The 22,994-nt window shown below is 35.2% G+C and carries 25 protein-coding genes; 14 read left to right on the top strand and 11 right to left on the bottom strand.

What is annotated here, in order from left to right; translation table 11 throughout:
• Positions 1 to 95 precede the first annotated feature (95 nt).
• Positions 96 to 1,322: a competence protein CoiA gene (locus BKP35_RS13490; protein WP_071313888.1), complete on the top strand. Its 1,227-nt coding sequence runs from the start codon at positions 96 to 98 to the stop codon at positions 1,320 to 1,322.
• 479 nt (positions 1,323 to 1,801) lie between these two features.
• The gene (gene pepF / locus BKP35_RS13485) at positions 1,802 to 3,622 is read left to right on the top strand and encodes an oligoendopeptidase F (protein WP_420534838.1); all 1,821 of its coding nucleotides are present in this window, start codon (positions 1,802 to 1,804) and stop codon (positions 3,620 to 3,622) included.
• Positions 3,623 to 4,309: 687 nt separating this feature from the next.
• Here the strand turns inward: pepF and BKP35_RS13480 are convergent.
• The 4 genes from BKP35_RS13480 to BKP35_RS13465 all read right to left on the bottom strand — a co-directional run bounded on the left by BKP35_RS13480 (position 4,310) and on the right by BKP35_RS13465 (position 7,513).
• Complete coding sequence (locus BKP35_RS13480) at positions 4,310 to 5,242, bottom strand: ClpXP adapter SpxH family protein (protein ID WP_281244240.1); 933 nt, start codon at positions 5,240 to 5,242, stop codon at positions 4,310 to 4,312.
• A 198-nt stretch (positions 5,243 to 5,440) separates the two neighbouring features.
• The gene (locus tag BKP35_RS13475; RefSeq protein WP_071313886.1) at positions 5,441 to 5,818 is read right to left on the bottom strand and encodes a globin domain-containing protein; all 378 of its coding nucleotides are present in this window, start codon (positions 5,816 to 5,818) and stop codon (positions 5,441 to 5,443) included.
• Between the two features lie 454 nt (positions 5,819 to 6,272).
• A complete protein-coding gene (locus BKP35_RS13470) occupies positions 6,273 to 6,914 on the bottom strand; it encodes a lytic transglycosylase domain-containing protein (protein WP_071313885.1) in 642 nt (213 codons plus the stop codon).
• Positions 6,911 to 7,513: a CYTH domain-containing protein gene (locus BKP35_RS13465; protein WP_071313884.1), complete on the bottom strand. Its 603-nt coding sequence runs from the start codon at positions 7,511 to 7,513 to the stop codon at positions 6,911 to 6,913. Before BKP35_RS13465 ends, BKP35_RS13470 begins: the two co-directional genes overlap by 4 nt.
• Before the next feature lie 185 nt (positions 7,514 to 7,698).
• On the opposite strand from BKP35_RS13465, the gene BKP35_RS13460 reads away from it, so the two are divergent.
• Genes BKP35_RS13460 through BKP35_RS13445 form a run of 4 tightly spaced genes read left to right on the top strand, consistent with a single transcriptional unit; the run spans position 7,699 to position 10,447 of the window.
• On the top strand, positions 7,699 to 8,091 hold the full coding sequence (locus BKP35_RS13460; protein WP_071313883.1) for a UPF0738 family protein: 393 nt from the start codon (positions 7,699 to 7,701) through the stop codon (positions 8,089 to 8,091).
• A 6-nt stretch (positions 8,092 to 8,097) separates the two neighbouring features.
• On the top strand, positions 8,098 to 8,730 hold the full coding sequence (gene yjbM / locus BKP35_RS13455; protein ID WP_169819227.1) for a GTP diphosphokinase: 633 nt from the start codon (positions 8,098 to 8,100) through the stop codon (positions 8,728 to 8,730).
• Between the two features lie 16 nt (positions 8,731 to 8,746).
• Entirely contained in the window at positions 8,747 to 9,541 is a 795-nt protein-coding gene (locus BKP35_RS13450) for an NAD kinase (RefSeq protein ID WP_211274630.1), read from the top strand.
• A gap of 18 nt (positions 9,542 to 9,559) precedes the next feature.
• Positions 9,560 to 10,447 (top strand): RluA family pseudouridine synthase, encoded by an 888-nt coding sequence (locus BKP35_RS13445; RefSeq protein ID WP_071313880.1) that lies wholly within the window; start codon positions 9,560 to 9,562, stop codon positions 10,445 to 10,447.
• Between the two features lie 221 nt (positions 10,448 to 10,668).
• Here BKP35_RS13445 and BKP35_RS13440 read toward each other — a convergent pair whose 3' ends face one another.
• Positions 10,669 to 11,118, bottom strand: a complete 450-nt coding sequence (locus BKP35_RS13440) for a hypothetical protein (RefSeq protein ID WP_071313879.1) — start codon at positions 11,116 to 11,118, stop codon at positions 10,669 to 10,671.
• A 113-nt stretch (positions 11,119 to 11,231) separates the two neighbouring features.
• Positions 11,232 to 11,972: a bis(5'-nucleosyl)-tetraphosphatase PrpE gene (gene prpE, locus BKP35_RS13435; RefSeq protein WP_071313878.1), complete on the bottom strand. Its 741-nt coding sequence runs from the start codon at positions 11,970 to 11,972 to the stop codon at positions 11,232 to 11,234.
• Positions 11,973 to 12,228: 256 nt separating this feature from the next.
• Between prpE and BKP35_RS13430 the strand changes: the two genes are divergently transcribed.
• From BKP35_RS13430 to BKP35_RS13415, 6 genes are all read left to right on the top strand, one after another.
• Entirely contained in the window at positions 12,229 to 14,319 is a 2,091-nt protein-coding gene (locus BKP35_RS13430; protein WP_245741969.1) for a cation:proton antiporter, read from the top strand.
• A 35-nt stretch (positions 14,320 to 14,354) separates the two neighbouring features.
• A complete protein-coding gene (locus tag BKP35_RS19635) occupies positions 14,355 to 14,498 on the top strand; it encodes a hypothetical protein (RefSeq protein WP_169819224.1) in 144 nt (47 codons plus the stop codon).
• A 363-nt stretch (positions 14,499 to 14,861) separates the two neighbouring features.
• Positions 14,862 to 15,644 carry an enoyl-ACP reductase FabI gene (gene fabI, locus BKP35_RS13425; RefSeq protein ID WP_071313877.1) on the top strand — a complete coding sequence of 261 codons (783 nt, stop codon included), beginning with the start codon at positions 14,862 to 14,864 and terminating at the stop codon, positions 15,642 to 15,644.
• A 129-nt stretch (positions 15,645 to 15,773) separates the two neighbouring features.
• A complete protein-coding gene (locus BKP35_RS13420; protein WP_071313876.1) occupies positions 15,774 to 16,712 on the top strand; it encodes a peptidoglycan-binding protein in 939 nt (312 codons plus the stop codon).
• A 169-nt stretch (positions 16,713 to 16,881) separates the two neighbouring features.
• Positions 16,882 to 16,965, top strand: coding sequence for a YjcZ family sporulation protein (locus BKP35_RS18995; RefSeq protein WP_084031658.1), 84 nt, complete (start codon positions 16,882 to 16,884; stop codon positions 16,963 to 16,965).
• 286 nt (positions 16,966 to 17,251) lie between these two features.
• Positions 17,252 to 17,539 (top strand): alpha-helical endospore appendage domain-containing protein, encoded by a 288-nt coding sequence (locus BKP35_RS13415; RefSeq protein ID WP_071313875.1) that lies wholly within the window; start codon positions 17,252 to 17,254, stop codon positions 17,537 to 17,539.
• 94 nt (positions 17,540 to 17,633) lie between these two features.
• Here BKP35_RS13415 and BKP35_RS13410 read toward each other — a convergent pair whose 3' ends face one another.
• Positions 17,634 to 18,074: a hypothetical protein gene (locus tag BKP35_RS13410; RefSeq protein WP_071313874.1), complete on the bottom strand. Its 441-nt coding sequence runs from the start codon at positions 18,072 to 18,074 to the stop codon at positions 17,634 to 17,636.
• On the bottom strand, positions 18,067 to 18,591 hold the full coding sequence (locus BKP35_RS19865) for an alpha-helical endospore appendage domain-containing protein (protein WP_071313873.1): 525 nt from the start codon (positions 18,589 to 18,591) through the stop codon (positions 18,067 to 18,069). Before BKP35_RS19865 ends, BKP35_RS13410 begins: the two co-directional genes overlap by 8 nt.
• A 765-nt stretch (positions 18,592 to 19,356) precedes the next feature.
• Here BKP35_RS19865 and BKP35_RS13400 point away from each other — a divergent pair.
• The gene (locus tag BKP35_RS13400) at positions 19,357 to 19,710 is read left to right on the top strand and encodes a DUF1360 domain-containing protein (protein ID WP_071313872.1); all 354 of its coding nucleotides are present in this window, start codon (positions 19,357 to 19,359) and stop codon (positions 19,708 to 19,710) included.
• Between the two features lie 170 nt (positions 19,711 to 19,880).
• On the opposite strand, the gene BKP35_RS13395 is transcribed toward BKP35_RS13400, so the two are convergent.
• From BKP35_RS13395 to BKP35_RS13385, 3 genes are all read right to left on the bottom strand, one after another.
• Positions 19,881 to 20,630, bottom strand: coding sequence for a glycosyltransferase family 2 protein (locus tag BKP35_RS13395; RefSeq protein ID WP_084031657.1), 750 nt, complete (start codon positions 20,628 to 20,630; stop codon positions 19,881 to 19,883).
• Between the two features lie 46 nt (positions 20,631 to 20,676).
• Positions 20,677 to 21,330, bottom strand: coding sequence for a hypothetical protein (locus BKP35_RS13390; RefSeq protein ID WP_071313870.1), 654 nt, complete (start codon positions 21,328 to 21,330; stop codon positions 20,677 to 20,679).
• Positions 21,331 to 21,490: 160 nt separating this feature from the next.
• Positions 21,491 to 22,192 (bottom strand): BMQ_0737 family morphogenetic spore coat protein, encoded by a 702-nt coding sequence (locus BKP35_RS13385; protein WP_071313869.1) that lies wholly within the window; start codon positions 22,190 to 22,192, stop codon positions 21,491 to 21,493.
• A gap of 163 nt (positions 22,193 to 22,355) precedes the next feature.
• On the opposite strand from BKP35_RS13385, the gene BKP35_RS13380 reads away from it, so the two are divergent.
• Positions 22,356 to 22,946 (top strand): hypothetical protein, encoded by a 591-nt coding sequence (locus BKP35_RS13380; RefSeq protein WP_071313868.1) that lies wholly within the window; start codon positions 22,356 to 22,358, stop codon positions 22,944 to 22,946.
• Positions 22,947 to 22,994: the final 48 nt, after the last annotated feature.

Raw genomic sequence — 22,994 nt, 5'->3', positions numbered from 1 at the left:
AAAATATAGTTGGAGTACTAAGTGCTCTATACTTTCTTTTTGTCTATAGTAAGTTTACATTTGGGCACCTAAATAAACTAGAGGAGGGAGTTTCGTTGCTTGTAGCAACCATTAGTGATGGCACTTATATTTCTTTATATCGTAAAGATGTAAAAAGAGAAACACTCTTACATCTAAGGAAAGAAGAGCAGTTTTACTGTCCTGCATGTCAACGGGAAGTTATTTTAAAGTTAGGGGAAAAGCAAGCGTGGCATTTTGCGCATAAGAAAAAAGAAACTTGTAATGACTTTCTTGAAGGTGAAACACCGTACCATATTGAAGGGAAAAAGTTATTATATGATTGGTTTATGTCACAACAATTACATGTAGAGCTTGAACCGTATGTACCACAAATTAAACAAAGACCTGATTTATTAGTACACATCGGAGAGAGGCGTCTTGCGATTGAATTTCAATGTGCGAAAATACCTCATCAAATTTTTATGAAAAGAACGAAAACCTATCAAGATCATAGTTACATACCTATCTGGATCTTAGGTGGAAACCAAATACAGCGAATTAAAACGAACCTCTTCCAATTGAACAGTTTCCATTGGCTATTTACTTTAAACCCCCATGATCAGAAAGACCATTCCCAACTTATTGCTTTTTGCCCTAAAAATAAAATATTTATTAAATTAAATAACATCATTGCCTTATCAGCAAACCGATCCATTTGCACTCCGACATTTCATCCACTAAATAAGTTTTTCTTTCATACAATCTTTCAAACCACAAGTGTACACACGCAATCGGATACGTGGCTTTCCACAAAAAGAATGTGGCGAACTTATAGGAGACATTTAAGTGAAGCACAACATTTTCTTAGAAGTTTATATTTGAATAAAGGAATTCCGTATACATTATTTCCTTCCGAAGCAGGAGTACCAGTCCCTTTTCATGAATTTATTGAAACGCCAACTTACGTGTGGCAAAGCTGGATTTTAGAAATGTTTGTTAATCAGAGAGAAAAACATAGTAAGTTCCACTTTAAGCTAGTAAAAAGAGCGTTTCAAGCCCTTGTAAAAAAAGGGGTTTTCCATTTACGCCTTCTTCCTCTAAAAAAAGCGGGAAGTGAAAATGCCGCGTTAAAAAGTTACTTATTACTTCTATGTGAACTCAATGTACTTTTAACTAAAGATGGGGGAGACGTGTTTATAAAATTGAACGATGTTCAAATGCCAAAGACGTTTGATAAAGCGATAGAAATGGATAAAAAGGTCAATAAGACGGTTTCATTAAAAAATCGCTCGTTCTTTTACTTAGTAGACTGTGACGAATAATCGTCTTGAAGGTTTTGTATGAAAAAAAGGCGGATACTTTCGTGAACGAGCCTCTGAGATTCGTAAGAAGGTTACTGCGAGGTGAGGGAAAGTGTCCGCCTTTTCATATTAGATGGTGGCGGTATACCCCCCATGAAGGTTTTGTATGAAAAAAGGAGGGCAATTTTCTGAACGAGCCTCTAAAAGTCGTAAGAGTTTTACAGTGAAGAGAAGAAGATTGCCCTCCTTTTACATATTAGATGGTGCTGATTAAATCGTCACCTTGGTTTTGTATGAAAATCGTAAATTATTTCGAAAACAGTAATATTTTTTCTAAAATAAAAAGGATTATTTCTATATAGTAACGAACAATATAGTTTGAATACGTTTGTTTTATACTATCAGAATAAACTGTTAATAGGGCAGATAGTATAAGAAGACTAAGGCTTTCGTGAAAAAGATAAGCCAAGCTTTATTTAAGAAAAATGGAGGTGCTTATGTTGGAAGAAACAAAGAAATCAAAACAACTTCCAAAGCGTGAAGAAATCCCAGTTGAAAGAACATGGGATGTAGAAGATATTTTTTCTACGGATGAAGAATGGGAAAAAGAATTTAAAGAAGTAAAAGAAGAAATGCCTAAATTACAACAGTATAAAGGCCAATTAGCAACTAGTAGTGAGAAACTATATGAATGCTTGAAGTTTCAAAATGAAGTAAGTATGCGTTTAGGGAAACTTTACGTATATGCTCACTTAAAAAGTGACTCAGATACGACGAATTCATTTTATCAAGGCTTAAACGATCGAGCAGCTAATTTGTCAACACAGTTTAGTAATATCGCTTCGTTTATCATTCCGGAGTTATTAAGTATTCCGGAAGAGAAAATTAACGAATTTGTAGCTGAAAATGATGATTTAAAAAAATACAAGCATGCCTTGGATGAAACAAATCGTCAGCGTCCGCACGTTCTTAGTGAGAAAGAAGAAGCACTTCTTGCTCAAGTAAGTGAAGTAACAGCTACACCAGCAAATACGTTTGGAATGCTCAATAATGCCGATTTAAAGTTTCCGACAATTAAAGATGAGAACGGTGAAGACATCGAAGTAACTCACGGACGTTACATTCGCTTTTTAGAAAGCGGCGATCGTCGAGTGAGAGAAGATGCTTTTAAAGCTGTCTTTGAGACGTATGGTAAGTTTAAAAATACACTTAGCAGTACGTTAGGTGGCAATGTTAAGAAAAACTTATTTAATGCAAAAATTAGAAATTACGAATCGGCTCGCCAAGCAGCATTAGACAATAATAATATTCCAGAAGTTGTTTATGATCAACTCGTTGACACGGTGAATGATCATTTACATCTTTTACACCGCTATGTTGCATTACGTAAAAAAGCGTTAGGTCTCGATGAAATTCATATGTACGATTTGTATACACCTATCGTTAAAGATGTAAAAATGGAAGTTCCTTATGAAGAAGCGCAAGACCTTGTCATCAAAGGTGTTGAGCCATTAGGAGAAGAGTACGTTAATATTATTAAAGAAGGCTTTGAAAAACGTTGGGTTGACATTGAAGAAAATGTCGGCAAACGCAGTGGTGCTTATTCATCAGGAACGTATGGCACAATGCCGTATATCCTTATGAACTGGCAAGATAACGTTAATAACTTATTTACTTTGGCTCATGAATTTGGCCATTCTGTTCATAGTTATTACTCAAGAAAGACACAGCCGTATCACTATTCAGGTTACTCGATTTTTGTTGCAGAAGTTGCATCGACGTGTAATGAAGCATTATTAAATGATTACTTATTAAAAGTAACGGAAGATAAAAAGAAGAAGCTATACTTACTGAACCATTTCTTAGAAGGTTTTAGAGGGACGGTATTCCGTCAAACGATGTTTGCTGAATTTGAAAAGTTAATTCATGAAAAAGCAGCAAATGGTGAACCGTTGACGCCGGAGCTATTAACGAAAACTTATTATGGATTAAACCAAAAATACTTTGGTGAAGATATCGTTATTGATGAGGAGATTGGGTTAGAGTGGGCTCGAATTCCGCATTTCTATTACAACTTCTATGTTTACCAATATGCAACAGGTTACAGTGCGGCTACAGCACTATCAAAGCAAATTCTCGAAGAAGGTGAGCCGGCAGTTACCCGTTATATTGACTTCTTAAAAGCAGGTAGCTCGGATTATCCGATTGAAGTGTTAAAACGTGCCGGTGTTGACATGACAAGTGCTGATCCAATTAAAGAAGCATTAGCTGTATTCGAGGAAACACTCAATGAAATGGAACAATTACTGTTTGAAGAGTAAAAGTAAAGAGGTTGTCCTTAGCGACAGCCTCTTATTTTAAATATAAAATTAAACAAATTCTGGCCTTCCAGTGAAGTTACTGCCCTCCAACGCTTGTCGAAGCTTACCAATGCGCTTGAGCTTTTCTTATGAAAATCCGCGAAATCTTCTTTTTTCATTAAAGCAATGTATTGTGAAAACTATCGAGGCAAGCAGTAAAGGCGAAGAGAGCCAGAGTGGGAAGAAATTAAGTAAGCTTAAAATAAAGATCCAAAAGGTAACAAAGATGAAAAGTAGGCCAATTAAAAACATTACATGATACAATTTTGTCCCCTCCATCGATTTCTTTCGTTTAGTACTAACTTAGTCTCGGTGATATTTTGCCATTTCTCACAGAGCTCTCACAGAGCGTAGGTAGTACTTAGGTGTAAATGTAGTGCTTGTACTTTTATTAATAACTATGAAAAACTTGTACAAGTTATTCCTACATTATACATTGGTGAAAGATTTGTGAACTAATTCACAAGTGTATTGAAAAGAGAGAATAAATTTGGTAAATTATAAATGTGAAAGAGATCACATATCTCCCCCTAAGTTATGTGAATATAATCACACCCCTTATAAAAATGAAGTAACGATAATGTTGTATTTATTACGAAGTACGTAAAAAAGCTAGGTCTCCCCAACCTAGCTTTTTTTACATTAAAACTAACCGATATAGCGCCAAAAAGTTCCATACTTAACGGGAACCCGTTCAACTATTTGACGTAAAACTAATTTTTTCATTTCTTTTTCGACTTCCTCAATGGTTAAATCGTAAACTACAGCTATTTCCTTCGAAGCGACAAATGAGTACTCTTTTAAAAAGTCTTCGAGAAACATTGGTGAAGATTTTTTTGGTTGTTCGTTTAACATTTGCTCAAGGACATTTACATAAACATCAAAATCGTACAATCCGGGAACCATAAGTCCTTCATCTTCAAAGTTGTCATTAAAAACAACGATAGTAGGGAAGTATTCAACGCTCATTTCTTTCGTTGTTTTCAGATCACACTGTAATGCTTTAACGGCTCCTTCAGATTGAAGGTCTTCTTTAAATTCTTCAATATCAAGACCTTCGATGTTTTGTGCACATTCGATTAATACATTTTCATCTTCTATATTTTGTTTATTTAAAAACAATACTTCGCGTAGTTTTCTTAAATATTTTATCCCGATTAGTTTACCTTGAAGCTCTGCAGCTTTTATAGAAATTGAAGCGGCAAACGGAGTAGATATCGGGTTTTCTAGCCAAAGGTCACCGTCACAAGACATTCCTGTCCTACTAGCGGTTTTCTCCCATGATTGGGCCAAATCTTTATTCGATTTCTTCTCTTTACAACATTGTAGTTTTCCACCAATTAAATAACGAATTTTGAAGTAGTTTCCATAATACATTTTTAATTTCTTTAAAATTGGCTCCAGAGCCCAACACTCGGGACAGAGGGGATCAACAAAAGTGTAGATTTCTAATGGCTTTTTGTTTTCTTTAGGATGGTTGCTATCTTGATCGTCACAACCACAAAGGCCTGTATCATCATCGCTACATTCACAAAGTTCTATATCATCTTTATTTCTTGAATTAGACTCATTACACGACAATTAGATCCCTCCTTTCCATATTAGTAAGGCGCGCTTATAGTAATATTCACTTTTAGTGTAAGACTTTTATAAATATTAATTACTTCAATGAATTTCATAATTCAATATTCTCGCCACTAAGATCAATATATAGTTGCGTCAAAACTATTAGCAAACTATATATTGCGTGATATGGCTCATTTTTGGTAATTATGAAATTCACTCATTAACCATATGGTAAGCTGTTTGAGTTAAGCGTTCAAAAATATATTCACGTAAAGGACCTTCTAAATTCACTTCATCCATAGCACTACGCATACATTCAAGCCACGCTTCTGCTCTTTCTTCGGTGATCGCAAAAGGCATGTGTCGAGCTCTTAGCATAGGATGACCATGTTCATTAGAATATAATTGTGGCCCACCAAGAAATTGTGTTAAAAACTGTTTTTGCTTTCTAATTGTTTCTGTTAAGTCAACAGGGAATATCGGAGCTAGTAGTGGATGATGCTCTACTTTGTTGTAAAACGTTTCTACTAGCTCTTCTAAAACTTCTTTTCCACCCATAGCTTCATAAGGGATGTTTGACTGTTTATCCATTGTTGTCGCCTCACTTGTTTGTTCTATAGACAAAATAAATGTCTGATGAAATAATACTGTAACATTATTGTAGCAACTAGGATACTTGACCGCAAATAATCAGCACTGTAAGTCGAAATTCTCCACCATCAAAGATGAATAAGGCGGGTACTTCACCGTGACCTTTTACTCGAAACACCGTCACCACTTAACCTGTGTAAGTTCGATGTTTACCTTCCAACTTTCGACCTTCCAACTAGGCACCAAACCAACAAACCAACAAACCAACTAAACACAAAAAATGCCTATCACTGAATCGTGAACAGGCACTTTGGTTTTAATTGAGTGAATTTCATAATTACCTAAATTGAGCCATATCAGATTATATGTAGTTGCGAGCGGTTTAACGCAACTACATATAGATACTAAATGGCGTTAATAATGAATTATGAAATTCATTAAATTATATAATTTTTTAAATGCTATAAAAGGTATTAAGCACTTTAGGTACATAATTTTGTGTTTCTCTAAATGGCGGAATGCCTCCGTATTTATCGACATTACCTGGCCCAGCGTTGTAAGCTGCTAGGGCGAGTGTTACATCACCGTCATAGCGATCTAACATTTGTCGTAAGTATTTTGTTCCGCCGTTAATGTTTTCGATAGGATCAAAAATATTTGTAACATTTAAGCCTCTAGCAGTAGCTGGCATTAGCTGCATGAGTCCAACCGCACCAGCATGACTCTGGGCCTTCGGGTTGAAATTGGACTCATGTTTAATCACAGAATAAATGAGCTTTGGATCGACATTATATTTTTTTGCAGCTGCTTCAATGTAGGATTCGTAAGTTTTTTCTTTTGATCCTGACGAAATATTTAATGGACTAAACGGTTGAACAGTCTCCGGTATTATATGAGACAATTGCATCGGAACAGTTTCAAGTTTTCTATTTTGAATGTTAGGAAATGTTTTTGTTAGATTTTTTTCTAACTTCTCTTCCAATATACTAGAAAATAACGTTTCAAACGATGAAGATGAACGATGGCTACTACTTTGTTGCAAATTCCGAATAGCGTGTAGTTCGAACATGTGATTAACCTGTGAAGAAATTTTCATTCGATTCCTCCATGCTTATTGGTTTGTAATTTTTTTGAGAAAAACCTTTTAATCTTGTTTTCAGTTTTCACGATAGGGATGTGATATTTAGAAAAAAGCTCGTCAAAAATCTTTTTTCCTTTTGGTTCATCCGTTACTTCGTATTCAATTTCAAAGTCTTCCTCATCTAAATAAAAGCTATGATCAAAAACGAGAGTACCACCGTGATATGGTATTTCTACTCTTTTCGTTATTAATGAACCTAAAAAAAGGCACTCTTTGATGTCAATTTTAAAACATTTGAAAAGGTGATCAGCTAATGCCCCCTCTGGAAGTTTTCCTCCGGTTAAGGCAATATCTGCTTCATTTTTAGTTAATAATTGATGAGTTTCTAACAAACCAACTTGATTAGGCTGCTTTAATGTCATCGTATATTTTTGATTTTTTTCTCTAATACGTAAAGCGCATTGATGATTTTTTAATTGAAAGTCAGTTGTATCAAAATAGTGGTTCACTTGTTTCTTAAATTGGGAAGCTTCAATCGTAAATGCGGCTAACAGTTTTTCAAAGTCGTTTTTTGTCACAATATTTTTAAATTCAATTTCAATTTCTTGAGTCATATGGAAACCTTCTTTATTATAATTGTTTAAGTGTGTGAATTAAAATTTGTTATAGTTTAAAAAATAAGCTGAATTCTACTATTAATAATACTATGTTTTGTTGTGCAATGGTAGATATACATTATCGTAAAAATCTTATTTATGATACACTTATGTCGTAAAATGTTAATGTTGGAGGAATTAGGATGGCCAAAAAAATTCAAGTAACAAAATTAGCAGTTGATGAACGTGAAGTGAAAGTTTTCGTCTCCGAACAACAATTTTTCACTAATAAAAATATTCAAGCTGAAGGGCGCATGTTAGCGGATTCTGATCAATTATCCTTTATTTACATATTAGATGTTGAAGACGATTATATATATGTCAGTTTTCCAAAAGAGACTTGGAATGATTTGAATATTGCTCTACAAAAAAGCTTGCCACTATTTTTACAAGTTGATGAAGAAAATAGAGTACCACTTATTCAGTTTCATGAAGAATTACAATATTTTATTTCAAATATAAATGAAAATAGTAATTACGGAGAAAAAATGGTTGAAGTTGTCAGTCAGTTTTTTACCAATGAAAATATGGGGTGACAATTGATGAATTGGGACGTTTTTTTAGCGCCTTATCAACAAGCGGTTGATGAAATTAAAATTAAATTACGAGGTGTGCGGAAACAATACAACATGTCTTCAACAAGTCACACGCCGATCGAATTTGTAACTGGTAGAATAAAACCGATTTCTAGCATTCTTGACAAAGCACATCGAAAAAATATCCCTCTCGATGAGCTAGAAACGCGAATGCAAGACTTAGCCGGAGTCAGAGTAATGTGCCAGTTTGTCGAAGATATCGATGCTGTCGTAAAATTAATTCGTAGAAGAAAAGATTTTGAAATCATTGAAGAGCGTGATTATATCACAAATGAAAAAAGAAGTGGTTATCGAGCCTATCATCTTGTGATTAAATATCCGGTACAAACGATTGGTGGAGAAAAGAAAATATTAGTAGAAATTCAAGTGAAGACGTTGGCTATGAATTTTTGGGCAACAATTGAGCATTCTTTACTTTATAAATATAGTGGTGAGATTCCTGAAGATATTATTGACCGCCTACAAAACGCTGCCGAAGCTGCGTTCCGTCTAGATGAAGAAATGTCACAAATTCGTGGTGAAGTTTTAGAAGCTCAAGTTATTTTTAGGAAGAAAGAAGAAGAGCAGAGAAGCCATTAAGAAAGGGGGGGCAAAAATGAAGTTTGCGGTTATTTCTAGAGGTGATGAAAAGTCCAACGGCTTAATGCAAAAAATAAAAAATTATTTATTGGAGTTTAACTTAACTTATAATAATGAGGAGCCTGACATTGTCATTACAGTAGGGGGAGATGGGACGTTATTGTATGCTTTTCATGAGTATGCACATCGATCTAGTGAAACCTCTTTTGTTGGTGTTCACACAGGTCATCTCGGCTTTTATGCTGATTGGAAACCAGAAGAGGTTGAACGGTTGGTGATCCATATTGCGAAAACTCCGTTTAAAATTGTTGAGTATCCCTTGTTAGAAGTAATTATTCGCCACAACGATTCAACAAAGTCAGAAAGACATTTAGCGTTAAATGAATGTTCGGTTAAAAGTGTTGTAGGGTCATTAGTGATGGACTTAGAAATCAAAGGGGACTTGTTTGAAACGTTTCGTGGTGATGGTCTATGTATTTCGACACCTTCTGGTAGTACAGCGTATAATAAAGCCCTTGGTGGTGCGATACTGCATCCGTCACTCGCTTCTATTCAAGTATCTGAAATGGCATCAATTAACAATCGCGTATACCGAACAATAGGTTCGCCACTTGTGTTGCCTCAGCACCATACTTGTTTATTAAAACCATTAAATGATGTCGATTTACACGTGACAATTGACCACATCTCACTAGTAGAGAAAAGTGTAAAGTCGATACAATGCCGAGTGGCAGAAGATAAAATTAGATTTGCGCGCTTTCGTCCTTTCCCATTTTGGAAAAGAGTCAAAGAGTCGTTTATCAACGATTAACAGTTAGTAGGGAAAATAATGAGAAATGTAAAGTTTCATTGGAAAGTTGAAGTAAGACACGACCGATGTCTTTTAAGAGAGTTTTTACGGCATGAAAAAGAAATCTCTCGGTTAGCATTAACACAGATCAAACATGATGGAAAGTTGTTAGTTAACGGAGAGGAAGTAACTGTACGAGCTGTCTTAAAACAAGGTGATGAAGTAACGGTCATTTTTCCGGATGAGGAACGTGGTGAGGGAATGCAAGCTAGAAATATCCCTTTGGATATTGTTTATGAAGATGACCATTTATTAGTGATCAATAAGCAAGCGAACTTACCAACGATCCCTTCTAAATATCATCCAGACTATTCATTAGCTAACGCAGTCATGTACTACTATGATAAAAACGAAATTCCAACGACGTTTCATGCTGTTAATCGGTTAGACCGAGATACGACAGGGCTAATGATCGTAGCAAAACATCGTTATGCACACGATTTGTTCTCGAAAGAACAACGTGCTGGAACGATAAAACGTACGTATGTTGCTATCGTTCATGGTCACCTTGAACAGGAGTTTGGAGTTATCAATTCCCCGATTGCTCGAAAAGAAGGAAGTATTATTGAGCGGGCCGTCCGCGAAGATGGACAAGAAGCAATCACTCATTTTAAAGTTGTGAAGCCTTTGCAAGATGAAACGGTCGTTGAACTTTCGTTAGAAACGGGGAGGACCCACCAAATTCGCGTTCATATGGCTTCGATTGGTCACCCTTTATTAGGGGATGATTTGTACGGCGGTTCATTGGATAAAATTAACCGCCAAGCCCTTCATAGTTGGCAATTACAGTTTTTTCATCCGATTTTAAAAGAGGAGATGTCTTTTGAAATTGAACCACCTACCGATATGTTACAAATAGTTGGTTAGTGGTTAGTTAGGGTGGTAATGCTCGGTATCTACATTCTTAGATTGTGACGGAATTCCGTCATGAGAGTTTTGGATGTAAAAAGGAGGGTGATTTCGTGAACGAGCGTCTGAGAATCGTCAGAAGGTCACTGCGAAGAGAAGGAAATCCCCCTCCTTTAACAATCTAAGTGGTGACGAATACATCGTCATGAGAGTTTTGAAAAGAATAAATCACGATCCTATTATGAGGATGGTGCTTCGATTTTTTCGATATTCGATATCAAAAATTGTAATAACTCCATTTCATTTTCATTACTGATCACAACTTCCACTTGATTCACTAATTCCTCATTGTCTAATTCAGCATTATATACAAAAGATTCAGAAATAAAATAAGCACTTTTCCCATCAATTGCGAAAGGTTGCTTTTCCCCTTCTTCGTTCGTAAAATCAATGACATTATCACCAATCGCATCTTGAAGTGTTTCATCATAAATGATGAATTTAGCAAAAAGGGGCCCAATGCTACTACGATTTTCGTTTTCTAATAATGCGTAAAAAGTGACCAATGACCGCTCCTCATCAATAATAATTTTACTTTCTTCTGTATTAGGTGAGATCTTCGTTTCACCACCACAAGCAGATACAAATAAGACAAGTATCGACAAAACCATCATTTTTTTTAATATCATTTAGTAACTCCCTTTCAAAATGAGTGAAATTAAGAATTAAAAATTAAAAATGTAAAATTTTTTAGGTTTGCAATGCTACGTAGCTTAACTTACAAATAATTACAATTTTAAAACTAATCATCAAACGTCCTAAATTTTTCAGGCACGTGCGACTGTTTCGATGGAACGGAAACTGTTTCTTTTTCAGGATAACGAAATGCTGTTAATGTACCGCCGAAAACGCATCCAGTATCGATATTAATCGTTCCATTAATGAGTCGTGGTTCCCGAACTGGAGTGTGGCCATAAACGATAAATGATTTTTCATTCGTATACTTTTTTGCCCAATCGCGCCGCACAGGAGACCCATCGTCATGCTTCTCTCCAGTGATATCTCCATACAACACAAAAGTCTTTACTTTTTTATCGGTTCTACCGATGTAATCAGAGCGAATTCCTGCATGGGCAATGACGAGTCGTTTCTCATCTAAAACTAAATATAATGGAGCATTATCATACAACTCCATATATTTCGTTCGAATGGATGCATATTCATCTTTCGGTAAATTTTTTAACTCAGCAACGGTCGTTTCAAGACCGTGTGTTTGTTGGACACCACGCCCTAAAAAAAATCGGTACAACTTATCACAATGATTCCCGGGGGTGTAATGAGCGAAACCTTTCTTTACTAATGTTGAAACTACGTCAATTACCTTTAAAGAATTCGGGCCGCGATCTGTTAAATCGCCTACAAAAGCAAGCTTTCTTCCTTCAGGGTGAATAGGGTAGCCTTTGTCCCAAAGATAACCTAATTTTTTCGTCAATTCCTCAAATTCATCATAACAACCGTGAATGTCACCGATAACATCAAACAATTGTATCCCATCTTTCTTAAATAATAATTTTTTACATAGAATTTAATGATTTCAATCATATCTTACCCAGTATAATTTAGTGATATTATTTATTAAAGTTCATAAGGTAGGATATGGGTAGTAAATAGTAAAAATAACTTCATAACCTAAATGTAGTTTTTACTAATGCTGATTATAAAGAAGGCTTTGTTGACAAAGGTACACCGTTCTTTTATGATTATAAAAGTTTTTTTGATCAACGACTTAAACTTAATTTATGAAAAAGGTGTGTGAAGCTTTGTTTGTGGTTGAATTACCTGTTACAAATCCAGTGCTGATCTTCGCTTTAGCAATGGTTATATTTTTAGTGGCTCCATTACTAATGAACAAATTAAAAGTACCAGGTTTAATTGGTCTAATCATAGCAGGAATCATTGTTGGACCAAACGGTTTAGGAGTGTTGGATCGAGATCCAACAATTGTATTGTTAGGAACAGTTGGACTTTTATATATTATTTTTATTGCAGGATTAGAGATTGACTTAGATGGATTTAAAAAATATCGTAATCGTAGTTTTGTATTCGGACTGCTTTCATTTACGATACCGTTTATTTTAGGAACTGGATTGGGACTGTTTTTACAATATTCTATACCAGCGTCTATTTTATTAGGTTCGCTTTTAGGTTCACATACTTTACTTGCTTATCCGATTGCAAGTCGTCTAGGCATTTCCAAAAATAAAGCAGTGACTACGACCGTCGGCGGTACAATTATGACGGATACATTAGCTCTTTTAGTATTAGCCGTAATTGCTGGAATGAAGCAAGATGAGTTAACAATCACGTTTTGGTTGCAAATGTTTGTTTCTTTATCGTTATTCGTAATTATCGTTTTATTTGGTGTTCCTCTAATTGCCCGTTCTTTCTTTCGAAATATGAGTAGCCAAGGATCAATGGAATACTTGTTTGTGATGGCAATTTTGTTCGTTTGTGCCTTTTTCGCAACTATTGCAGGTGTAGAGCCAATTATTGGGGCTTTTTTAGCAGGTCTAGCGTTAAATAGACTAATTTTCGAACAAGGTCCATTAATGAATCGTATTAAATTTGTTGGAAATGCGATATTCATTCCTTTTTTCTTACTATCTGTTGGAATGTTAATGGATTTTCGCGTCTTAATTGAAGAGCCGAAAGCGTGGTTAGTCGCGTTATCCATCGTTCTGTTTGTTAACTTTGGAAAAGCTTTTGCTGCTTGGATTTCAGGGAATATTTACAGTTACTCGAAAGATGAAATTAAGCTTATGTATGGTCTTTCGATCCCTCAAGCTGCGGCGACATTAGCAGCAACTTTGGTTGGATTTGAATTAGGTTTATTTAATTTAGCGACTGTCAATGGTGTTATTATAATGATTTTAGTTACCTGTTTAATTGGTCCGTATATGGTTGAAAAATATAGTCGCAAAATAGCTCAATATGAAGAAGAGCAACCTTATGAACCGAGTATTGCACCCGAAAGAATTTTAATACCTTTATCAAATCCTAAAACGATTGAGTCCTTATTAGATTTAGCGTTTATTATTAAGACACCTACTTCAAATGAACCTTTATATCCAATTTCTGTTGTACAATCTAATGGAGGAGCGGAAGCGGCAAAAGTTGCAGAAGCAGAAAAGATGCTTGGTCATGCGGTAATGTATGCTTCAGGAGCAGATATTCCGATACGATTATTGACGAGAGTTGATCATAACCCCGCATCGGGTATTATTCGCGCTATTACTGACACAAGAATTTCGATGGTTATTGTCGGTTGGAACGGAAAATTATCTACATCACAAAAAATATTAGGTGGCGTCCTAGACCAAGTTTTGCAACAAACGAATGAAATGATGGTCGTTTCAAAAATAAGTCATCCGTTAAATACGACGAAAAGAATAGTACTAATTCTTCCTTCAATGATTTCTAGAAAACGTGGATTTAAAGAAAGTATCCGTGTCGTAAAAAAAATAGCCAATCAACTAGGAGCGAGTGTACTTGGTGTCGTCGTGAAAGGCGACCAATACTTTTATGAAAAATTATTGAATAAAGAAAAGCCGGATATTGAACTTGTTTTAGAAACGGTTGAGAAATGGGGAGATTTGGAAGAAAACTATTACCATCGTTTTAAAGATGGGGATTTAGTTGTTGTTATTAGCGCTCGTCGAGGTACGATTGCTTGGCACCCATATTTAGAAAAATTACCTAAAAAGCTAGCCGAAACTACTTCTGAAAGTTTTCTAGTAATCTTTCCTGAGGAAGAAGAGAATGTTGATTTACGTGGTACGAGGGGGACAACATTACCAATAACAGTATTACCTAGTCGCGAATATGACTAACCTATGCGGATAGACTATAACTTGAGGTGATTATAATGAAATTAAAAATAATTTGCCCTAGTTGTCAAAAAGAAGATAATCTTGAAAACGTACTAACAGCTCAATCCAATCAAAACGTCATTTATGAATGTCCGCAATGCCACTTTACAAAACGAAATATTGAAACGAATAAAGGGTAGGTCAAGGACGATTGGCTTACTCTTTTTATGTAATAGTGGTTCGTTGGATTGTTGGTTAGTTGGTTTGTCGTTTGTTGGAAGCTGAAAGTTGGAAAGTTTAATTTTGAAAAACAACCTCTTTGCTTATCGGTAGGGACGTGCTATAATTGTTAGGACCAAGTGCTAATAACAACTTATAGAGGATGTTCAAAAAGTCCGGTAATCATAGCTGTCGAATCTCTTCGTTGGATCGCTTCTGTGTTGCTCATGTATTAATGGCATACATGAGCAACACAGAAGCTTCGCCGCCTCGACCTCCTCGGCTCTGACTATCCTCTTTTTTGAACACGCACTTATACATTTAAATAAAAGGAGGATTTTTTGATGAATTTATCGTTAGAAAATCGTACGTTTGTCGTTATGGGTGTAGCGAACAAACGTAGTATCGCATGGGGAATTGCGCAATCATTAGCGAAAGCAGGAGCTCGCTTAATTTTTACATATGCTGGAGAAAGATTGGAAAAAAACGTAAGAGACTTAGCTGAAACTTTAGAAAGAAAAGATTCACTCGTCATTCCTTGTGACATTTCAAGCGATGAAGAGATTGATGCAACTTTTAATACAATCAAAGAAGAGGTTGGAACGATCCACGGTGTCGCTCACTGTATCGCCTATGCTAATAAAGATGAATTAGGTGGCGAATATTTAGCAACTACGCGTGAAGGGTTCCTTTTAGCACAAAACATAAGTTCTTACTCACTTACTGCAGTAACGAAAGCTGCTCGTCCATTAATGACAGAAGGTGGAAGTATCGTGACGCTTACTTATCTAGGTGGAGAACGTGTTGTTAAACATTACAATGTTATGGGTGTAGCGAAAGCTTCTTTAGACGCTAGTGTGAAATATTTAGCGAACGATCTTGGTAGAGAAGGAATTCGCGTAAACTCCATTTCAGCTGGCCCAATTCGAACGTTAGCTGCTAAAGGAATATCGGACTTTAATAAAGTTGTTGATGAGTTTGAAGCTAGTGCACCTCTAGGCCGAACAGTTACTCAAGAAGAAGTCGGAGATGCTGCACTATTCTTAATGAGTGACCTTTCACGAGGAATTACCGGCGAAATGCTACATGTTGATGGTGGCTATAATGTTATTGGACTAATGAAATAAATTGAGAAAAAGCCTGTGAATGCTATTTGTAAAATAGCAGCTCACAGGCTTTTTTTATAAGATTTTCTCACCTCCTTAGTGCATTACCGCATATTATTTATATAGAGAGTTAAAAAGGAGGAAAAGGGTATGTCGAATATTCAAGACATTCGTGAAGAAACCCCGAAACGCTCAAGTCGACGTTCGGAGTCAGACATTAAAAAGGTCGCTCGTCATCATACGGCAACAAATGGTGGTGATTTTTGGACCTTCTGGAATAATCGCTGGAAAGATCTCGGTTGGTCAACTGGTGGTTATCATGAAATTATACTACGAGATGGAACGGTTCAACTTTGCTATGACCCAACAGTAGTTACTAATGGTGTTGGCGGTCATAATAGTTCTACGTATCATATAGCTTTAGTTGGTAGTGGTTCATTTTCTGATGCTCAAGAAAAAGCTTGGCATGAGCGTGCACATGTAGCTCTTGATCGGTTTAACCTTTCTGCAAATGATGTGTTAGGTCATAAAGAATTCTCTGGTCAAAATACCCAATGTCCTGGAATTGATATGGATAAAGTTAGAAATGAACTAAGAGGTATACCGCAAAGTACAACAATGTTAAGAAGAGGGGATAAAGGTGACGCAGTAAAGAAACTTCAAGAAGATCTCATGAAAGTCGGAGAAGAGCTCCCACGCTTTGGAGCAGACGGTGATTTTGGAACAGAAACAGAGACAGCGGTAAAATCATTTCAAGAAAAGCATGGACTCACTATAGATGGCATAGCAGGGCCGAAGACGTTTGCAAAGCTCGAGGAAGTTCTAAAAATTAGTAGCACTGGAGAAAACGACAATAGCGATGATGCTAACGAAAATGATAATAACAATAATGATGAAACTAATAATGACAACGACAGTAATAACACGTTTAAAGATGTAACAAGTGGTCATTGGGCGTATGATGCTATTGAATTTGTCCGAATAGAAGGAATTATGCAGGGGTTTGAAGATGGAACGTTTCGTCCAGGAGATAGCGTAACTAGAGCCCAATTGGCCACAGTCATAAAAAATTTAATGGAAAAACAGTAATACCTTAACAATAAGTTTGTTCACAGAATGAAACCATCGTTAATCACGAAACACAAAAGATAACTATTCGACAAAATTTATTTTAAACGTCTAAACCAATTTTATTGTCAATGCATATAAATATAAATAAGAGGGCTAGCCTCTAAATGGATGTTTGGAGGTGATCAATATGCATAAACCAGTAGATGGCTTCGTATTAATCGTTGTGTTGTTCATCTTACTAGTAATCGTAGGCTCAGCCTACGTTTGGTAATATTATTGATTATTAGAGGAAAAACTTCTTTTGGAGTTTTTCCTCTTTTTTTATATAATAGTTTGCTAGTTGGTTTGTGGTTTGTTGGTTAGAACCAGCCTGACATGCTGTGATTGAGGTCAGTAGCTTCACTGCGAAGAGAAGAAATCATCCGCTTTTACATATTAGATGGTGAAGGGAGGCATGCCACAATAAGTATGAAAAAAGGTAAATTTAATTATAAAATAGTGGTTATTGGACATCTTTTTCTCCTCATATATTAGCAGTGTGAAAAGGGGGTGAGAAGATGGGGTTACCTGAAATTCCAGATATTAAGCCTGAAATTAAGTTAGAACGGGAAGAGGTAATTAATTTACTTTTAGCATCAATTGCGTTAGAAGAAATCGGACTTTCTCACATTTTAAATGCGGAAGGGGAGAAGCTGCAGAAAGGAATAGAAAAAGCCGATTGCATTGAAGATTTATTAGAAATTAACCGAAGTGTTGAAAGAACGTTAAGAAGTGTTATTAAAAAGGAAATGTTGTTACAATTTAAATTAGAGGATGTATTAGATATTCCGCCAAAGTGTAAGTAAAGGTGTAATACTTAAATAATATGAAAAACCTTTATGGGTCAAGTTTCGATCGTTCTAAAAAATAATAACTAGAAGGGAGCAAAGTTGTTCCCTTCTAGTTATTATTTAAGTGGACAGCTTTCCAAGGTGGTGCTGGTTGCCCGCTTCTATAATAAACAAAGTTTTGCGATTGGTTTTCTTTTTTGAAATGGTATTTTTCCATGTTATTAATCTCCTTATTTACTTCAATAACATTTGATTTCTTTTTAATTTGATTGAAGGAAGGGTGAATAAAAGTTTGTTCATCAAATACATCGCCTAAATCAAAGTTGCTTATTAAAATTTGTATCTTTTTATAAATAATTTTTTGAACTTCCAGAAGTGTAGTGATCGTAGCTGAAATAGACTTCCTCACACTGTTTTTATTTTGTTCTTTAAGAGTCGATTTTTCAATGGCTTCGATTAATTGTTGGATTGATTCTAAGTAGCTATTTAATGATTGTTGTAGTTGCAATAAAACATTGGCATAATTAGATTCACTAAAATGATTATTCACGATCATCACCACCCACATCAGCATCTAAATCTTCACATGAACAGTTTTCATCACATTGATCTTCTACATCCATTTCAAGATCAGTACATGAGCATTGATCTTCTTCGACTACTTCATGATCAGTACATGAACAGTGATCTTCTTCATCGCTACAAGTAACATGATCTTCACAATCTGCGCAACAGTCATCTCGAAATGCGTCCTTACATTCATTTTGCAATTTAAAAGTTGATTTCATATGGGAAACCGTCTCTAGCTTTTTTAATAAAAGCCATTCTTTCATCAATACTGTATCCATTAATTTATTCACTGAATAATTAAAGTTCAATATTTCAGTTGTTGTAGGGCAAGTAGGAAAGTCAAGTTCTCTGCCGACAAATGCTTTTATTTTGTTTGATTCTGATGCGATTAACTGTGATAAGGCAAGCTCTTCTTTGGCTATTGATTCCATCAAATCTATCATTGTCTCGTCGAAGTTAGGGCGATGTCTTTGTTTAGGTAAAGTAGGAATACCCATCTACATTCCTCCTCAAGGTGAGTTCGGTGCGATTTGTTGACCGGTTTTAAACTTTATTTCTACATATATATATGTACAAGTATTAAGGATAGTATTAATTTTCTATTTTTTTATTTAAATTTGTAAGTAATTTAATGAATTTTCATAATTCAATATTTTCGTCACTGAGGTCAATATATAGTTGCACCAAAATATTTTGCCACTATATATTGTTTAATGTGACTCTTTTTAGGTAATTATGAAATTCACTCAATTAAAACATTTCCTTAGGTATATTGTTCAAGCACTTTTTCCTCTTTTTAATATGATATATAGAGCAGGAGAGAGGAGGGGTGAGTATGTGTTATAGCGAAAAAAAAGATAAAAAGAAAAAGAAGTGTAAGAAAGGTAAAAAGTTTATTTGTAAAAAAGTTTGTTGTTGTTGTAAGCCATCGTGTAAATATGAAAGAAAATATTGTTGTTGTTGCAGGAAATTTAAAATCGTTAAATGTTGTACGTGTTGCTGTTGTTGCTGTTAATTGTTGAAGTGGTTGCCCAAAAACAAAGATACTAATGGGGCAGCCTCTTATTTTTTTGAAAAAATTTCATATTTGATACAAGGGTATTTGGCATATCTTTTAGAAAGGCTCTCATAAAAGCTAAGTCCATTGACTACTGCTTTCAAGTAAACGGTGTTTAATTAGTGACGTCGAAATATTAAAAATATTGCTTCTTGGCATTGAGTTTTAATAAGATATTCTATGTCTAATTTAAAGGGTGGTACTAATGCTTTCACTGTCTGTATTTGAATTTATATTACTTTGTTTAGCTTCGTTTCGGTTGACACGTTTAATTGTTTTCGACACGATCACAACGTTTATTCGTAAACCATTTCATGAAATCATTGAAGAAACGAATGAAAATGGAGTGGTTGAAACTTATTTAAACATTAAAGGAACAGGTTTAAAATTTTGGATTGGCGAACTTTTAAGTTGTTACTGGTGTGTCGCAGTATGGGCTTCAATATTTCTTTTCTTTTCTTATATATTTATTCCTTTTGTAACAGGGCCACTCATTGTAATTTTATCGATAGCTACCGTTGCCTCGATTATTGAGGCGATAGTAAGTAAATTAATATAAGAGGGTGGGACAAAAGTGTCTGACACCACGCGGATTCTACTAAATAGACGTAAAGATTTATCATATGTCTATATTCGGTGTCTAGCGGTGTCTGACACTTTGTTTTGTCCCACCCTCTATATTTTGTTATGGGTCTAAACTTAGAAAGTTAGTTTCAAAAGTTTATTTTATCACCTTTTTATTAGGTTTTCTTCTTCGTGTGTTATTTTAGTTTCATTATATAGTTCAGAATGAATGTTGATGATTTGACTAACGATTTTCAAATGTTTCTTAACAGCATCATCAATCATGCTTTTTCCGTGTTTTCGATAATGAAATAGAGGTTCCTTAATTAAGACACCATGCCAACCATGTTTTGCTAAGTTTAACCAGAACTCCCAATCTTCATATCCGTAAATAAATTTCTCATTATATCCACCAACTTGTTCCCAAGCCTCTTTTCTAAATAATGAAGTGACTGAAACGATATTTCGATAAAGCAATGTTTTTAAATTGAATGGGCTAGGAATGGAAACTTTATTTATTGCTCCAAAATATTGGATACCAACTGAAACAAAACCTACATCTGCCCTTTCTTCTAAGACTTCAACTGTTTTTTCAACGATTGTACGATCAACCTTATCGTCAGCGTCAATTGGTAAAATGTATTTGCCTGAAGCTGCTTTAATAGCAGTGTTTCTAGCAGCAGGCAACTTTTTGTTTGATTCGTGATGAATAATTGTTAATTTTGAATGATGATTAAGCTTTTCGAGTATATCAATAGTAAAGGGATCTGTTGAAGCATCGTTTACGATAATCAATTCAATATTTTCATATGTTTGGTCTAAAGCGGATTGAACTGCTTCTTCAATATATTTGCCATAGTTATAACAAGGAATGATAATACTTACTAACGGCTGTATCGTTTTATCTTCCATCATTTAAACCTCCAATAAAATAAGCATTTATATGCTTCTGATTTTCTGTCTACACTGTAATTGAAATACTATTTAGTGATTTAGCACCGGCAGTTAGTTGTTCGAAATAACAGAAACCGTCAATGGTGATCGGTTTTAACGAGTTAGAGTTTTTAAAATTAATATCAAAACCTGAAAAAGATAATTTTTCTCCAGGGTCGATATAGGCTGTATCTTTCGGTCTTAACCATAGTTCTCCATCTTCTATCCATTTCTTCCGCCAATCATGGTGTACGTAAGTCCATGTTTCAAAAGAACCCATTAATTTATCGCCGGAGTTGTCGACCTCGCCAATCTTTCCACCGATGGTCACGTCATCTGCCTCGTTTGTTTTTAAGCAAATAATAGGTGTATTGAGTGAGGCGGTTCCACTGTTTTTGATCACAAAGCTTCCGTAAATTAAAGGTGGTTCATCTTTTTCTTGAATAAATGAGTAATTAAAATAGGAAGTACATTCAACTCTTTCTTCATTCTCCTGTGCGACTTTTAATTCAGTGGTGGCTTCTTCAGAAATTGGGGTTGACTGTAAAGCTTGAGATAATAACATTTCGTATTTATCTGAAAGGAATTTATATTTGGCAGCTTCAGACTGATAGTAGATGACTTTTTGGCGTAGTTCAGCAGAACTTAATGAGCGCTTTTTCTTTTTACTATTTTCATTCATTGTGGTGATCTACTCCTTTCCAGCTTTAAAATGTAGACAAGAGGCTTTATTAAAACAGGTTATAAGACATATGTATGCTCGATCCTTTGTCTCTATAAGGGATTGTAACGAAAAAAGCAAGCTAGATCGAAGTGACCTAGCTTGCTTCATAATCATTTTTCTAGCACTTTTTTCTTGGTGGGAAAATTTCTGGGCATTGTGGTGGGAATGTGATGTCAGGGCATACAGAAATAGGTGCAATGATTTCCTCACGCGGTTGACAAATCTTTCCTTCGACTTCGACTTTTACTTCTGCTTCTACTTGAACTGATTGACAAAGAAGTAAAGTTGCTGCAAGTTGCTCAAATTCGCCATTTTCACATGTTAATGTTCCTTCACACTCGAAGTAGTAAATGTGAGCATTGATTTCAGTGCCTTCTGGAGCGCAAAGTAAATATTTGTCGATGATGCAGAATGGTTGTGGTTTAGATTCTAATACACCTAAAACTTTTTTACCGCATTCTACTGCTGTTACTTGAATAACGAAATGGCCAGTCGTTTTTAAGCGAACTAATTGTAATGTTGTGTCTAGATCTTCTACAAATACATCTTGACGTTCGCCAACTTGAGCCACTTTAATGTCATCGACATCAATTTTGTTCCCCGCTGCATCAGTTGGGAAACATTTTACTTCAAGAGTTGCATCTTCTGGGAATACTGCACAAGGGTCAACTCCAGGGTAAACGCAATCTGGGTCACCATTAAACCCTAATTTTGCTAATCCCTCTGGTCCTTCAAAACAAAAATCTTTATGAATTTCCCGTGTAATCCAGTCATAAACCTTATCAACGCGGATACATAACTTTTCTTTTTCTTTAGCCATAGTAGCGTATATCTCCTTTCAAAAATAGGTATTAATACTTGACTAATTCATACTATGTATTTCCCTAGGAATTGTGCAGGAGTACATGGGTGAAAATCAACTTTTTAAAAAAAATATACAAAAATAGGCGTTTGTCACATATATATGGTAAGAGGACAGAAATATGGAAAGGGGTGAAGAGAGCATGTCAAGAGATTTGCAACAGAAATCAACGAGTAGACTAGACAATGTGCAGCTTAAACAAAAAATCATTCACTTACAAGCGGAGCTTTCTCGATACAAAGATATTGTTGTAAAATATCAAAACAATTATCATTATAATCAACTTGATGAATTAAATAATGAAATTACAGAATTAAAGAACTCGTTAGCAGATAAAGAAAAAGAATGTGCTGAATTAAAGAATGTTAAAGATGAAATAGAAGCCCATGTTAAGGGGCTAATTGAGAAAAGTTCTGGATTTAATGATACGTATGTAGAATTGACAGCACAAATTAAGAGCTTAACCGAAGAACATGAAGGAGTAAAAGAAGAAAATGAATTGTTAAAAATAGAAAATAGTAACCTTCAAAAGACTATAGAGACTCAGGAAGAAGAGGTTAAGAAGCTTAAAGAATTAGTAGAAGCCCATAGAACTGAAAAGGAGAAAGGCCAATTTGAAGGTAAACGAAGCTCCGTTCATGTGAAGGGAGAAGGAGATACTTCGGATTCATGGTTTTTACGGTCAATAAAACAACAGAATAAAAATAATTAATAAAAAATAAGAGGCTGCTCCAAAAGAAAGTGTTAGACACTAATAGGA

Source organism: Anaerobacillus arseniciselenatis (assembly GCF_001865995.1).
Taxonomy (GTDB): domain Bacteria; phylum Bacillota; class Bacilli; order Bacillales; family Anaerobacillaceae; genus Anaerobacillus; species Anaerobacillus arseniciselenatis.
The sequence above is the reverse complement of the archived record's forward strand: the minus strand, read 5'-3'. Positions and strand labels throughout refer to the sequence as shown.